The following is a 15396-nucleotide window of genomic DNA, read 5'->3' on the forward strand; positions in this document are numbered from 1 at the left end:
GGACTATGCAACGAAGTGGCTGTGGTTTTACAATCACGAACGACCACACAAAGCCAACGGTGGAAAACCACCTTTGATGGCAGCTTAACTTCTACTTTTAGCGTCAGTTAAAAATGGGAGGATTACCGTGTCAGACTAGATTTGGGCTAAATTCTTGTCCGCTAATTAGCATCACTTATATACAATTTCCAATAAGTCGGGCAAATTTTTCTGAGTTTTTAAAGAAGATATGCCATGCTCAACATGAGTGGCCCAAGCCAATTGTAGTTGCTTAGAATCAAGTAAAGGATATTTTGATGACAAAAGTAACTCAGTAAAAGCCTGTGTTTTTCCGAGCCAAGTGATTTTATCAAGAGTCAGGCTACCGTCTGTTTTATATTCAGGCTCGAAATCATATAAATACCCACTTTCTATTGATCTGAAAAAGGCAATTCGTGCAGAAATATTCGGAGTAATACCAGTCTGTGCTTTAAGTTTTTTCAGCTGTTCTTCGGTACTTTTTGATAGCTGCATTCTATTAGGCAACATTACACAGCCTCCATATATTTTTTATTTTCCCAGAAATAACCATTTTTAACGCTCGAGCAACGAGCTTTCTCATCAAAATCGATTTCATAAGTATGTGAGACTTTATCGGAAAGTAAGGCATAAAAATCTTCATCAACTTCGGTATCGGTAGAAAGCAGAATGACTTGCTCCCCGGCTTCTGGGAAGTAATGGGTGATGAGTTTGTCTCTGTGCTTTGAATCCAGGCGCCCAAGAGGTGTATCGACAACAACTGGAAGTACTTTACCTGAAAGTTTGCCTAGTGCTTCGAGTATTGCAAAAGCAAAGATTTGCTTCTCACCAGCGGAGAGAGATTTACGGTTTATCTCGATACCTTCTGGGTTTACCAGGGAAACATCAAAAGTTTTAGCATCAATTCTTGCGCCGAGTTTTAAATCGCCCTTTCTTGCAAGGCGTCGATAAGAGGTTGCGAATAACTCTTCAAGTTGGGTAACTCGTAGATGTGTCAAGCGCGCAGAAAAGTCGCCTAGGGCACTCTGAGCTGCGTTAACACGGGTAACGGCTTTCAATACTGTCGCTTCATTTTTTTGTTGGTTAAATAACTTCTCAAGGCGTTTGGCTATTTCTAGCGCCTTTGTCATTTTATCTTTAGCCTGAAATAGGTGTGCTTTGTAGTTTTCCTTTGCGCTGGTAATTTGCTTATCAAGCTCCCTTAGCTTTTCGTACATTTTTGCAAGCTCTTCCTCATCAGGAGCTCGCTCGATATTGATAGACAGTGAAGCAAGTTCAGTTTGTACTTGGTTTAGGGAGCCAAGCAGTTTACTGACATTTTTTTTGGCATCCGAAGCACTCTCCACAGTGGCTTTCAATCGATAAAAGTCGGAATCTGAAATATCGAGCAAGACTTCGTTATCGGCGTCGTCAGGTTGTTTTGCTTTGATGAATTCACCCAATAGTGCAGAAATATCATCTGTATTGGTATCAAACTTATCAGCCAGCGTCTTTGCTAGCTCGCTAGACATTGACTCAAACTGCTGCGAGAAAGCTTGTTGTTGTTTTACTTGTTGTTCTTTTTCTAGCTGGCCAATTAAATTAGCGATAGCTGTTGGTGCCAACGAAATCGGGAATGCCCCATCAAGCTCCTGTAATATCGCGCCATTGAGCTGGTGTTCGTCTTTTACGAGTTGGTCGGCTCTGGCTTTTTCTTGTTTCTTGGTTTTTGCCCAGGCGCCGCCCCGGGCTTGGAGGTTGGCTTCGATTGTTTGTACCGACTTACGCAATTCGATAAGGTGAGGGCGCAGTTGCTCCGCTTTTTCTTGGGCTTGCTGTGCTTCCTTGTAGAAATTGGCTTGCTCTTTCTCAAGAGCCTTTATCTGATCCAGTGACTTTTTATCAACAGTGTCTTTCGTAACTTGCTTTAAGTAAATATCAAGATCGTCGTTTAAGCGGTTAACTACATCAATGCCCAGTAGTTTTTGCACTGCTTCTTTTAAATATACGCCGGTGTCATCTTCTGCCAGTTCAGCGATTTTTTCGCCATCGAAGAAAAACAAATCGCCAATACCTGGCGGTATCATCTCTGACAATATTGCTTGTACTTGCTCACCAGACAGCACATCGAGTTCTTCGTCGTTGAGTTTTAATGTTAGGGTCTCTTTCCCTGAACTGTCCCACAAACGGTTTATGATAAAGGTATTGTGTATACCTTTGTGAGTATGGGTAAACTCTAATCCGATACTTGCTAAGGGGGCGTCGCAATCTGCTTTGGCCTTGTTGTTGATTTGCCGAGCTAGATATTCACTGTAATCTTTAGTTGATGTGATGTTGCCAACCGCTCGTTTACCCATAAGTAGCAAACGAATCGCAGTCAAAATACTGGTTTTCCCGGCACCATTTAGGCCACCAAATAACACAATGGGTTTAGTGACTACACCATCTTTGCGAGGGGCTAGCTCTATGGTGTGTTCTCCATTAAATACACGAAAGTTTTTTAGGGTTAACTGTCTAAAAATCATAGTTTCACCTCCTGCTCAAGCGAGGCGGTGATCATGTCCAATTCTTCCATTAAGCTTTGTACTTCACGTGATTGGTTAATTTGCTTTTGTCGGTTGTGTTTATTTTCTTTAATGATTTCCTCAGCGGAATCCCAGTCTTGTTGAATGAGACGCCCAATCTTATTAAAGATACCTACTCGCCTTGTTAAACCACTCATAGATACTTCAAGGTCAATCAGCTTCTTGAGCATTTGCGGAGAGATGCCGTGCTGAGGTGCTACTTCACTCAATAAAGCTGACTCCTGCTGTGAAAACTGATTCGTATCATCTACAGTCCAGTCGAGATCGAAGCCAAAAATTTCCCTGAAAATCATGGGCAATTCGTCGTCCCAGTCTGGCTCATTGGGATCATTCAGCCACTCGTGTCGCACAGCATAGAGCTCAGGTACTGTTATAAGCTCAAGGTCTTTCTGCTTAGCTGAAAGCTGCTTTTGCGTGGTGAGTAGCAGCTTCATGGCTAACTTGCGATATTTAAGTTTGTACGGGCCCGTGGTGTAATCGTCGGTAAGGATCTTCTCGCCATCCTCACGCAAGGTTTTAAAAGCTAGTCGGCCATCACGGCGAATATGATTTCTGTACTTTTTCTTGAGCTTGGGTGAAGTGCTGCGCGAGAGAATGTTCCTGAATTTTAAGAGTGGGAGCATCCAGGTTTCGCCGTTTTGTACCAAGCTCTCCATTGCTCTATCTTTGGTCACCACAGTGCACGTCCAACAACCAAAACGTGAGTTGCCGCAAGAAGGTGTGGTTTCGTCAATTACCATGGGGCATTCTCCTTGGCCCGAGGAGTCTTTATAAAGATTCCACAGCACGAGGTTTTTTCCTCCCCACGGGGTTTCCCATTCAAGGTCGTACTTATCAAACCATTTGTTCTTGATCCCATAGGGCGTATCTTGCTGCTCTAAGTGACAAAAACGCAGTATCTTCCATACATCATCTACACCCCACATATCTATTGGGGTGTAGATAAACGCATTAGAAAGGGTGGTGTGTTTAGCTAGGTCTGAACCGTCAATTTTATGCTTAGCAATTACTTGGGCTCTCGATGCACTTTCTTGAGAGCGTGAGCCGAGTACCACGATCACTTCATCGTATTGGCTGACTTTATCTGTGACAAAAGAGCTAACCGGATCAATCTTCATCCGCTCAGTACACCAGCGGAAATTACGAGTTGGGGCAGGGTAGCCCTTACCTAGCAAGTTAGCCCAAAACGTTTGGTTGGTTTTCGGTACCACCTTATGAGAAGTGATGGGCAATTTATCTCGCGTCGCACCTTTCTGAATCGCTTCTAGCGAACGGCTTACGTGATTTACTACGATAGGTGTTTCAACCAGGGTGTCAGAAGCAACAACAAAAACATGCTTGTGGCGCTCTTCAGGCTTTAATCCGAGTAAAGCAAGGTAAACGAGTACCATTACGGCTGATGAGTCTTTGCCCCCGCTGTAGCCTATTACCCAAGGTCGCGTATCTTGCAGGTAAACCCGTTGTACGCTCGCAACGTATTCCGACAGCTGTCTTCCTGCAAATTCTTCTTGTTCAATGAATTCGATGTACTCATCGAGATCGTACTGCTTTGCTAATGTCATGAGGCTAACAAATCTTGTTCTTTCAGCAGATCGTCTTCGTGTAGTTTGAGACCTAACTGACGTTTAATTTCTAATGCGGTTAAAAATATATTAGAGCTGGCTTTCGATAACTTTCCGTGCATCATTGCACGCTTTACCCACTCAGGATTTGATCTGCGCCAGTCGATCTTTTGCAGCAGCCTTAACTTGGCATGCTGCTCTTTTTCTGGGCATTGAATAAGCAGGCTGCCAACATTTGCTATTGCCTGTAGCGCAATACCGTGTGCAGTAAGATACTCTTGCCTAAATTCGCTGACCGCGAGCTTTTTATCCTGCACTAATTTCCACTCGAGCATATTATCATTTATGTCATTCCAAAACCTCAGCGCGGACTGCTTTTCTTCTTCAGATATGGCATCTTTGGGGCCTTTTTGAAGCAACGCCCTTGTGGCATGTTTGATGGCGCTTAATGCGAAAATCTTATTGCTCTTGATTGGGATGCTGCTTTTTTCCATTTCGGTAAAGCCAATAAATGGCTTGGCCGTATTCGCTAGGTATTTTGCAACTCTCGCTCCGGGGTCTCTATCATCGTATAGCGTTGATAATGAAGAAGATGGGCGGATCGCATGTTGGTTTAAATCTGCAAACATCTGCTGACTTCTATGCAGCCCCTCATCGATGTAAAACACAATGGCAATATTGTCTTGGCCTAGCTCTGGCTTGTGTTTGATAGCTTCCTCTATCGCTGCTCTTCTGTGCTGTCCGTCATTTATCAAAATGCTCGCATTCATTGATACTTTTAACGTACCGATATTCGGCGCACCATCTTGCTCAATGAAGGAGACTTCATTGCCCACCGAAGCAGTAAGCGCAGAGAATACATAGTCGTCAGGGTTATCAACTAAGTAGCGAGACATCTCTGGGATGCGTGTTTTGTTCAACGTCCGCTGCGCCCGCAGCTCAGGGGGAACCTCCTCTTCATCGTATATGAAGATTTTTGGAATAATCCGCAACGGGCAAGTAGCTATATAAAAAGGCCTTCCTGCTTGAACTCCTCTCACTGCAGGAAACGAGTAGCAGAAATCGTTATCAAGATTGTTCATTATGAGGTAGAGACGATAAGTGTTACGTAAAATTTTTACGTAAAAAGTCCAAACTGTAAAGTATTACGTGAAAAATAAGATGCAAATTTTGGTTAATTATAGGGTTCCCAGGTATTAAAACCGAGTTGGTGGGCCATTTGGTATTGGGCTTTGTAAGGTTAGGCAGGGTATCTCAACATACGGTGGCAAATTGGAGCTCAATAAAGTTTCCAAGAAACCTTACGGGATTAGGAAGATTCTGACAGTGGTTTAAGCGACATATTGATCCTTGCCTTCTAGAACAGCTAAATATTGTTCATCAACGTAATCGAAAAAGTCTACATCCTGCTCTGCCATCTTAATCTTAACGCGCTCTTTTAGACGAGGATTATCCTCATGCTCGAAGTCTTCATAGCCTAACAAAGTAAGCTTGCCAGATGTAATATGAATTTTGATCAGTTGAATGTCTTCTAATTCACCGTATAGCTGAAGTGCGGAGCTCACATAAACCCGTAATAGGGGGGATAATAAGTCTAGGTATTGTTTGTGAAAGGTCAGTGAATGAGGTTGATCGCACTCTTCCACTAATACGCTTTGGGGAAGGGTTTGATGCGCAGCTAAACACTCCTGTTCAATGCGTTGTGTATCCGAAATCTGGAAGAGTAGCTCTGTGGCTTGTGACTGTGCGCTTTTGTGCGTTTCGAAGAACTCTTTAATGTCACGCTTGGTTTGCTCTGGTTGATGCTTGTATGGTTTGCGCTTCCCGAAAAGGCTTACGGCAAAATAAACCAACAAGTCTTCTCTTCGCATCTTGCGGGAAATCTCAAGCTCTTCTTTGTCATAAAATGCAAGGCACAATCGGAATGCCTTTTTCATCGTGCCGACCAGTGCCAAAAGGTCTTCTGCACGATCGAACTCTTCTTTTACTGGACAACGACCAAGCAAAAGACAAACTTCCCAAAAGCCTTCAAACAACTCGCCATGTTTTGTAAATAAAAGCTGTGTCCTGGCTTCTTTTACGTTGATGGGCTTAGATTTATGTTCCCAGTTGTGCTTTCGCTTATGCCGGTTCTGTAAGTAGTCTTGTTCTAGGTATTTGTCTTTGAACACGAAATAAATACCAGGCGCTACCGCAATAGCGGCCTCATCAAGACTAAGCTCAATAAACATTTTGAGTTCGCTCTGGGTATAGTATTTTTGGAATGTATTGCGGCTGGTGATGATGCCATCTTTGTAGGGCGTGAAGCGGGCTAGGTAACTTTCGTTGGCGAGCATGGCAGAAACCACCAACAGTTTTTTCGTGAGCTCCCACGCCCCTTGGATTGCCTCCATGCGCTCGTTTCGTTCTTCGATCACATTAATTACGAAGCCAATATTCACGAGGTCAGCATTTACCTTATCGGCATCGGGTAAAAAGTTAGGATCCCAACCAAGCGCATCTAAACCATGTGCCTCTAACTCTCGCAGGTCATCACCTCTGCCACAACCGTAGTCAAAAATAGAGTATTGCCCATTTAGGAAGCCGTGTTTGGCAAGCACTTTCATTGGTGCGGACAGTTCATAACGTACGATGGCGGTTTTATCGCGCTCAATTTGTTGATTGTCTGCATTATTTAATAGTGCTGAGTTTCTAAATAACCTTCCATCAACCAATTCATAACCGTGTGAGTTGATAAGGGCTTCCCACGATGCTTTAAAACCAATATGTCTGGAATTATCGTATAACCCTGCACGCTCGCCTTCTTGTGTAATTTGTTGAAATTCCTCATACAGAGGGTGGGTTTCTAACACCATTGTCTCTTTTCGGTGCAGAATCGGTGGGTTATCGTAACTGGTATAATCGGTTACTTTATGGCTGAGCTTTTCTAAGTTAACCGTCACGCTTTGTTTTAATGCCGGGTAAGCATCGTGCTCAAAATCCGGATAGTGCAGTAGACTCAATGCAAAATCTTTGCGCGATAATTTAACAATATTCCATTGGTCTCGCGGAATTTTAAGAGCGTTACCAACGGCCAATATTACTTTGTGCAATTTGTCGGGCACGCTAAGTAGTGCGCTGTCATGCAGGTAGATCGCATCGGGCAGTTTTTTACCTATTTGAATAGCGGATACTAATTCGTTAAACAGCGGTGCGTTCATCATAATGAGGCTGCTAGGTCCTTTGCGGCTTCCCCAAATGCCTTTCTGGCGGGATAGCGTCTACCGTTGTCGCTTGTGCACATTACTTGTAGATGACGTTTCGGCATACCTAATGTCACGCTAACATGAATAGGGCGGTCGGTCCCATAAAAATAGATGCGATCATAATCCAGCTTTTCGGTAATAAATTTAATCAGTTCGGTGCTCTTCACGTTGGCAACGATGAAATCGCAAGCCGCACCACTGCGTTTGCAAATATAACTATCAGCACTGTTTTTCTCGCTGGCTGCATGCTGATCCAAGCTAGGAGCGGTACCCGCCGGGAAATGTTTACTAATCACTTTGTGTAATTCCAAAGCGGTAAAACCATAAGTAATGGTGGGCCGGCTAAATTGCCGTTCAATTGGGAGTAAAATGTCCCAGATTAGCTTTTCCAATGCCCTCTTTGTTTCGGGGTCTTTAGGCATATTAGCAACGGCTAATTTATGCTTTGTGATATGCCAATTAAGCAATTGTTGTCCGAGAGGGTGCGCCAAAATAGACGCCGAAGATGGCAAAGAATAGAAAAAACCGTTCCCGCTTTTCTCAAATGTGAGTTGCCCTCCAACTCGTTGATGCATCAGCTCGCAGTCGGAGATGTTGAGTACTGCCTTGATCTCATTGGATGAAAGAAAACGCTTCAAAATCAGCCTCAAATTTAATCACTTAAAGTCAGAAGCTCCCCGGGCGCGCATTCCAAATATTTACACAGCGCTTCAAGTGTTTCGAAGTCTATTCTAGTTGTTGTCTCATGATAGAGCCGAGTAACTGTACTTCTGTTTATTCCAGTATCACGAACAACGTCAGATATTTTAAGTTTTCTAGCACCCATTAATGCCGAAAGATTACATTTAACCACTTTAAGCCTCAAAATAACTCTACAAAGAATCAAAAAGGTGTTGGCAAGAAACCTTTTAGTGTCATATTGTGTCTCTAGAGCATCAAAAGAGCTCTTTGAAGTAATGGAGATTATGTATGTCCTCGACTTATATCACAACCGCTGAGTTATCAGCTTGAACTCGCGCCCCCAAATTTTAATTGTATTCATCTCTACACAACGCTCGATTAACACCGCTAAGCTTAACTATTCAACCAGTTCGCCTCGTCGTATTCGAATATCATACCAAGGTGGAGTGGATTGGTGCCCCCGTAGTAAGGATCACATTCTGAAGACAATAAGTAAGAATCGCTTGGCGTATGAGCAGGATGGGTTTTATCTTCAAAAAACTTTAACCACATTTTCCACCGGAGCTGCAACTGACTGAGCCCGAATTGTTGCTTCCGCAAATGATTACTAACGACAAAGGCGATAAAGTGATCTAGCTGCCCCTCACTGTTGTAGATCCGATAAAACCAATCACCCATTGGATATTCTCGCCTTTGCCCTTCCAGGAATAGCAAAAATTCCTGGGTGGACGTTATTCTGAGGTGCTTAAACACAAAATAGACAGCCCCTTCCCAATAGGCTCCCATTTCTTCAATTTCAACCCAATTGCGTGGATATTCAGGTACGACAGTTAAATCTCGTGAGCTTATGTCATTGATAATATCGAAGTGTGATTGATGCCAATCTTTTGTTTTGTGATAACACACCCGATGAAAGTAGTACTTCTCATCTCCAGCTGTAAAAACTTTAGCCGCTGGCGGCAAGCCTACGAAATGGGGTGCCCCCAGTTGAAACACCCAGGAAGGTTTCTGGTAGTGCTTGGAGATACTGGCATAAGGTAGCTTTTTATCCTGCTCGGTATGTCCGAGTACCTGAGTAAACCATCCGACGTTTTCCCGATTTTTTCGAAAACATTTCCCAATTAAAGGGGCAAAGCGATCTTTAATAGCATTAGCAATTTCTTCCGCAGATGCACTCTTTAGATCCTGCCAGCCAAAATACTCGTTCCCCCTTTTTCCCTGCTCATGCACATAGACTTCCTTGCTTTCATCAAGGATTACGGCTGTACAATCCATACCGTCCACCAACAGATTGTCAATGTGGCATAGGGCTACTATCCAACTATCAACTTCATTTCCTGCGAAAAAAGTGCAAGCAAGCTCTTCATATCCTTGTCGATGTAACAGACTTATCGCTCGCAAAAGCCTTAGGCCGCGTCTAAAAAGAGGTTCAGGTAATTCTTGATTCATATGGCCTAAACTATGCTGCTAATCGACTTTTGAGAAGAGTCATCAATGGACTTAATCCGTCGTTCACATCCACGGTATATGCAGCGGCAATATGCTCGTTGGTAAGAATCTGATCAGTCCAATCCTTGCTGTTAAAGCCGTGATAATTTGAACTCGAAACGAATCTGGATTTGCAGCCCATGCGCACTTTTACTCCATAAATATCCGCTGTTGCTTTATCCAGCTTTTGAGCAAAACGTGGGTGGACAACAATCACCAATTCACCCTTTTTTAAACCTGATTTTCTGCTGACATAAGCGATGGTTACATCACCAGACAAGATGGCAAGCTCTTTAGATTTTCGACCCTTTATTGGAGCAACCTTTAACCCAGCGGCCTGGAGACTCTCTCGCAAGCGCTGCTCGAAACCGCTTTGCATAAATCCATCTGATGGCGAAGCAAAATTAGAAAGAGACGAAGAAGCAGCCTTTGCAGCGGACGTTGAAAGCTTGGCTGTGGTTTCTTTGCGAACCATATTTGCCGCTACGGTAAAAGGCTCTGTGGATGGCGACTTTCCAAGTGTCCTTAGCTGAGCCATGAGTGCCCGCTTGGTCTCATCAATCCGGTTTGCGTTGGTTTTTGCTGACAGCATCGCTTTCTCCTTTTGCCCCAAAAAATATTGAATCCGTTCAGCATTCGCTCCAGAAGGGTGAGGCAAGCCAATTAATACTTGTTGCCTGCCTATTACGCCTTCATCTGCAAGGTAAAGCAATATGTCAGCAACACCCTGACCAAGTGGCAAATATAAAACCTCGCTGCCAAACTGCTCGCACTCACTTTTGAGGTAAGTATCAATCATGTGCTTAAGAAACGAATTTGTTAATCCTGGCTTTGCAGAACTTATTGGCACTCCTTTGTGTAAGGTGGGGTACCGAAACACTGACGTACTGTGTAGCAATTTGCTGTTTGTTGTAAAAAGCGACGCACAGGATGAAATTCCCAGATAGTGACTGATGCCTACATGGTCCAAAAGCGAAACCAAATTACTTCGCAGCGCTCCACCAAAACTGGCAGCTTTCTTGGCCAATTCGGATACTTGATCTTCGGTGTTTCCATTACTCAAGTGATCTCGGGCACAGACGTTGGCAATATCGGCCTGTGTAGCGCCAGGTGAAATGCCGACGACAACGATTTTTGCATCTTTGTTGACGAACTCAAACGGTGAAAAATAAACACTGAAGTCTTTTTCCTCATGCATTTTTAAAGATTCACAAAAAGGTACATCGTCCGTGTAGCTTTTTAATGCCGCGCTATATTGGCTGAAATAAATATTACTCATCGGATCCTCGACTTATGGATTCACTTTACGCAGTTCAAAGGCATGCCCACATGTGATCAAGACATCTTCATCATTGTCTACAACAACATAGGGTTGGTTGCTGGTTTGTAAGTATCGCAATAGCTGCTTAACGATCTTAATCTTTCTTTTCTTGAGTCCACCCACAACTGACGCATTAGAAAAGAGCAGATACATGACTTCGTTTAGTGCAGCCACCCAGGATCTAAGCTCTGCACGATCAAGTCTTACAATTGAAGTTCCACCTTTCTGCTCGATAGGCATGCCAATAGAAGCAATTACAGCAAGAGCATGTTTATTCAAAGCACGTTGCTGGCAGCGTTTTTGTGCATGGTGGGTAGAAATCATGGTTTCTCTCCTAATGAGAGTTTCAGCAACTGGATAACAAACAACGCTTCTGCTGAAACTAGTTTTGCTGATTTAACATTTCTAGTGTGACCTTTCATCTAGCTCTCCTGCTACATTGACTTTCCGTTGCTGCTTAGCCACCGTACTGCCTCATCGTGAGAAACATAAGTATTCCTCCCCTCTTTAATGATGCTGATACGTCTGTGTGCAGGTGTAGATGGAGAGGCTAGATTTCTGACTGCTCGCTCAGTTTTGTAACCGGACAGCATTGTGATCTCACGGAAAGAAAAATGATTTAAGTCGACGCCCAATGCTTGGATATTAGCCAGATGGTGAGACATATCCGGCACGCTCGATAACTGCTCATCCAAAGAGCCGTAAACCACTTTCAATTGGGCGAAAAAGGCAATGAAAAGACGATGGATCTTGCTGCTATCATAGTAGTCTTCCATCACACCATTTTCAGAAAGTGACTGATAGCACAGACACGGGGACATAGTTTCTGACAGGAAATCATTTATGCCGCCCATTGTGATGCCATAACCCTCCGCAACAGCATCAAAAAATTTACGCTTGTCTGTCTCTACAAAACAAAACTGGTAAATGTCTTTCAAATTAGTAAGCAATGTTGAATCTGCGTAACACAGCAGTTCTTCATTGTTAGGATCAAACTGCCGAGTGACTGTATCGTCATTTTCCTGTCGAAAGCTTTCTTCCATTACCAGATAGCCGCTATCGATCATTTTTGAATAGCGGGCAAATGTCTGCTTAACGTAAAACGCCATTTCGGTCATATCTGATTCGACGAAAGGACGGTTATCTGTGATTTCTGAAACTTTGATGTTGAACATGCAGCACCCAATTACATTAATAATGTAACCTAACTATAGATTACATTAATTATGTAACGCAAGAGTAGATTACATTTAAAGTGTAATTTTTAACTTATGTTTTTGAATTTTAAAGATTTATTTCTAAATAAATTGTTAGGTTAGATACTTTCCAAGAAATAACTCACCGCGAAAAGTGACCTCACCTCAGGAAACGTAGTCAGTATCTTAAGATATTTGACAATCCATACCTTAAGTTATATAACACATGTACTGTCATTTAAACTGTCAAATAAAAATGGCCGACTATACAATAGAAGAATTAGAAGAACTGACTGGCATTGCCAAACGGACAATTCGCTTTTACATCCAGAAAGGATTGGTTGAGCCACCCTTAGGTGCGCGCAGAACTCCGCAGTACACGGACAGACACCTTGAGCAGCTACTAAAAGTAAAACAGTTCAAAGATGCCGGGTTAAACCTCTCCAAAATAGCAGACATCATGAACAGTGGTGGTGAAGTGAATGCCTCTGCAATGACACCCGGCGAATTGAGTCTGATTTCGCGCATTCATATACAGCCAGGAGTTGTGCTGGATGTCGACAGTAAAATAAGCAATTTTAACGATGACTCACTGCGGCAGCTATGCCAGGTCATTTCCGACTTTGTGTTACGTGAGCAAGGAGAAAAGAACAATGATTAATCCTTTGTCTGCCAGTATTGCTGTCGAAATCAAAGGTGTTTTAGCAATTACGAATTACAAGCTGAACTACACCAATCTGGAAACGCAACCTGTAGAAGCAATCTATCATTTTGCCCTTCCTCGAGCAGCATCTCTTATGGCGTGCCATGTGGTTGTTGACCATCGTAGTTTTACAGCTGAGGTCATGTCACGAAAAGACGCCGCTCGCGAATATGAAGAGGCGATAGAAGAGGAGCGCCGGACAGTACTAGTCGAGTCGTTAAATGACGGCCTCTATGCAATCAATATAGGCAATCTGGATAGTCAGGAGAGCATTGAAATTGAACTGCAAATCGCGCAGATCCTGCAAGCCACTGACTTAGGCAAAGTACTAACCTATCGACTGCCTACAACCATTGCCCCGCGCTATGGAACGGGTAGTAACGATATCGAACCAGAGTATTACCTTTTTGCCCAGTATCCTTTTCATGCAGAAATACACAGTGAAGAGCCAATAGTCATCACCCATGCCTCACACAATATCGTCGCCGGGGATAAAAAGCAGACGTTTTCCGGACTGCTAGACAAAGATATTTTCTGTAGTTGGTCAGCCAATGCACAGGAACACTATCATGCAGGAACCTGCGCAGGTAAAAGCTATCTGCTGGGGTATCCCAGCCCTTCATCCAATCACACTACCGGAGCCTGTCAGCCAGATACCGAATTTCACGTTTTGATTGACCGTTCTGGTTCAATGTCAGGACAGAGCATCGCCCTCACGAAAGTTGCACTGAATTCATTGCTCGAAGAGATACCAGAAGCAGTGCGCATCAATCTTTCGTCATTCGGCTGTGATGTCGAAACCTTGCTCCCCGCGTCTTCTGAGTTAAGCGGAGATATCAGGAAAAGGCTCAGACAGTGCATCGCGTGTATGAATGCTGATATGGGCGGGACAGAAATTGTTAAAGCTTTAGTAGCGTCTCTTAAAACCTTACCCGAAAGCCAGGAAACCAAGCATCTCATTGTGATCACGGACGGTCAGGTAAACATTAACCGGGAAGAGCTCGCTGCGATTACCTTACTCAGTCACAAGCGTAACGTGATAATCCATACTGTCGGTGTCGGATATAGTGTGAATGAGCATCTGATAAATCAACTGGCTGATATTGCTGGCGGGAACTCAATTGCTGTAAACCCCCACGGAGAGCTTGTTGCAACAGTAAAGTCCTTTGGACACTCATTACTTGGCAGCATCCCCTTTGGTTCCATTCAATGGCAGCAATCCCCTGACTGGTTATCAGTTAACAAGCGCTACTACCCAAACTCACCTCAACCTGTTTTTGCAACCGGCGAAGAGTTGGCTGGAGCACAAGATTCATCTATCGCTATGGGTGAAAAGCGCACTGAAGAGGGGAAATGGGCAAAAGCGGTTGTCCAACTTGCAGCGATGCGGCATATGATGAATTTGGGTCAAGGTGAGGCCCAACAACTTGCAGAGCAACTCGGCATGCTGACCCGTTACACCAGCTTTATTATGGTTGATAAGACCGGTGAAAAAATAAACGCTGAACACCGGTCGATGATGGTTATTCCGCAAAGTGTTGGTTGTTGTATGGAAAGCGAGATTGCAAGCTATATGCCCCTCACACATTCGCTGAATGCCAACATAGACTACCTTGATATACCTGCATTTTTACGACGTGATACAAACGAAGGTTGGCACGCAGAATCCTTACTGATTAAAGAGCTAGATAAACTCCTGTGGCGTCCGTCCAAATGGACTGCAAACTACCTGTTGAAAAAGGGACTGGGAACTGAAACCGTTGAACAACTTAAAGCAATCGCAGAATCCTTCGAAGTAGCTCTGCATGTTGTTGCATTGCTCTATATCTACAAGCTGGCAAGTTACCACTCACTTTCCATGTCGATAAAAACCCAGGAGCGTATTTTGAAAGAAATTGGCCAACTTGATGATGCTCTGGAGTTTCGTGTTGCTCAGTTAGTAGAAGGGGACTTTGCCAAATCCTAGTGCATTTCAGATGGGAGGATTGTAGCAGCAGCCTCCCTATCTTATGGATTAATGCCTACTTGCATATTCCGGCCGGATCTGAACAGCGATTCCGGAAACACTTGAACACCTATTCTGGAATCATTTGAACACTGATTCCGGATTGATTTAGTACACTTTTGTGCTCATTTCCGGAATCGGTGTTCAAGTACACCGGAATCATTTCAACGCATTGATATCACTATCAATTTGATAACTTAACCACTGACTTTTCGTTGGCGAGTGAGGGTTAGGTTTGAAAAGGATAACAATGCGTAAAATCAGAGAGGTTTTAAGACTGCATTTCTCAGCGGGATTGAGTATCCGCGAGATAGGTCGCAGCACCAAAGTGAGTGTGGGCAGTATCCAAACGCTGCTCAGTAAAGCCAAGAGCATGAACCTGTCCTGGCCGCTACCGGAAGCGTTGGATGATGCGCAGTTAGCCCGGCGTTTTTATCCGCAAGCGGATACCCGCCATGCCAAGCGGTTTCAGGAGCCAGACTGGGCTGGTAATCCCCCCTAAAAATAACAGCAGCCAAAAGTAGAATTTTCTCGTAACCTGAACGCAGGAGATTCTGCATGAAAAAATCACGATACACGGACAGTCAGATCCTGGCCATTCTTAAGCAGGCGG

14 protein-coding genes and 1 pseudogene are annotated in these 15396 nt (G+C 43.8%); 4 read left to right on the top strand and 11 right to left on the bottom strand.

Annotated features, from left to right (window positions below; translation table 11 throughout):
• Positions 1–88 (top strand): integrase core domain-containing protein (locus tag DXV75_RS16695; RefSeq protein WP_147291831.1); only part of this gene is annotated, 88 nt, incomplete at its 5' end.
• Positions 89–171: 83 nt separating this feature from the next.
• Here DXV75_RS16695 and dndE read toward each other — a convergent pair.
• The 11 genes from dndE to DXV75_RS16750 form a co-directional block, all read right to left on the bottom strand.
• Positions 172–528, bottom strand: a complete 357-nt coding sequence (dndE, locus tag DXV75_RS16700) for a DNA sulfur modification protein DndE (protein WP_115594563.1) — start codon at positions 526–528, stop codon at positions 172–174.
• Positions 528–2522, bottom strand: coding sequence for a DNA sulfur modification protein DndD (gene dndD, locus DXV75_RS16705; RefSeq protein ID WP_115594564.1), 1995 nt, complete (start codon positions 2520–2522; stop codon positions 528–530). Before dndD ends, dndE begins: the two co-directional genes overlap by 1 nt.
• Positions 2519–4144 carry a DNA phosphorothioation system sulfurtransferase DndC gene (locus DXV75_RS16710; RefSeq protein ID WP_115594565.1) on the bottom strand — a complete coding sequence of 542 codons (1626 nt, stop codon included), beginning with the start codon at positions 4142–4144 and terminating at the stop codon, positions 2519–2521. The genes dndD and DXV75_RS16710 overlap by 4 nt, the downstream gene beginning before the upstream one ends.
• On the bottom strand, positions 4141–5226 hold the full coding sequence (gene dndB, locus DXV75_RS16715) for a DNA sulfur modification protein DndB (protein WP_115594566.1): 1086 nt from the start codon (positions 5224–5226) through the stop codon (positions 4141–4143). The genes DXV75_RS16710 and dndB overlap by 4 nt, the downstream gene beginning before the upstream one ends.
• Positions 5227–5475: 249 nt before the next feature.
• Positions 5476–7347, bottom strand: coding sequence for a DNA phosphorothioation-associated putative methyltransferase (locus DXV75_RS16720; protein WP_245953283.1), 1872 nt, complete (start codon positions 7345–7347; stop codon positions 5476–5478).
• The gene (locus DXV75_RS16725; RefSeq protein ID WP_147291850.1) at positions 7344–8027 is read right to left on the bottom strand and encodes a hypothetical protein; all 684 of its coding nucleotides are present in this window, start codon (positions 8025–8027) and stop codon (positions 7344–7346) included. The genes DXV75_RS16720 and DXV75_RS16725 overlap by 4 nt, the downstream gene beginning before the upstream one ends.
• Positions 8028–8041: 14 nt before the next feature.
• On the bottom strand, positions 8042–8242 hold the full coding sequence (locus DXV75_RS16730; RefSeq protein WP_115594568.1) for a helix-turn-helix domain-containing protein: 201 nt from the start codon (positions 8240–8242) through the stop codon (positions 8042–8044).
• Positions 8243–8463: 221 nt separating this feature from the next.
• Positions 8464–9519 carry a hypothetical protein gene (locus DXV75_RS16735; RefSeq protein WP_115594569.1) on the bottom strand — a complete coding sequence of 352 codons (1056 nt, stop codon included), beginning with the start codon at positions 9517–9519 and terminating at the stop codon, positions 8464–8466.
• A gap of 10 nt (positions 9520–9529) precedes the next feature.
• Positions 9530–10837 carry a hypothetical protein gene (locus DXV75_RS16740; protein ID WP_115594570.1) on the bottom strand — a complete coding sequence of 436 codons (1308 nt, stop codon included), beginning with the start codon at positions 10835–10837 and terminating at the stop codon, positions 9530–9532.
• A gap of 12 nt (positions 10838–10849) precedes the next feature.
• Positions 10850–11203: a hypothetical protein gene (locus DXV75_RS16745; protein WP_115594571.1), complete on the bottom strand. Its 354-nt coding sequence runs from the start codon at positions 11201–11203 to the stop codon at positions 10850–10852.
• 110 nt (positions 11204–11313) lie between these two features.
• Complete coding sequence (locus DXV75_RS16750) at positions 11314–12054, bottom strand: hypothetical protein (RefSeq protein ID WP_115594572.1); 741 nt, start codon at positions 12052–12054, stop codon at positions 11314–11316.
• Positions 12055–12331: 277 nt separating this feature from the next.
• Here DXV75_RS16750 and DXV75_RS16755 point away from each other — a divergent pair, with 277 nt between their 5' ends.
• From DXV75_RS16755 to DXV75_RS16765, 3 genes and pseudogenes are all read left to right on the top strand, one after another.
• Positions 12332–12736, top strand: coding sequence for a MerR family transcriptional regulator (locus DXV75_RS16755; RefSeq protein WP_181898458.1), 405 nt, complete (start codon positions 12332–12334; stop codon positions 12734–12736).
• Positions 12729–14744 carry a VIT domain-containing protein gene (locus DXV75_RS16760; RefSeq protein WP_181898459.1) on the top strand — a complete coding sequence of 672 codons (2016 nt, stop codon included), beginning with the start codon at positions 12729–12731 and terminating at the stop codon, positions 14742–14744. The genes DXV75_RS16755 and DXV75_RS16760 overlap by 8 nt, the downstream gene beginning before the upstream one ends.
• Before the next feature lie 289 nt (positions 14745–15033).
• Positions 15034–15267: pseudogene (locus DXV75_RS16765) on the top strand (sigma factor-like helix-turn-helix DNA-binding protein); the annotation flags it as partial.
• Positions 15268–15396 lie beyond the last annotated feature (129 nt).

The organism is Alteromonas aestuariivivens, assembly GCF_003367475.1.
Taxonomy (GTDB): Bacteria; Pseudomonadota; Gammaproteobacteria; order Enterobacterales; family Alteromonadaceae; genus Alteromonas; species Alteromonas aestuariivivens.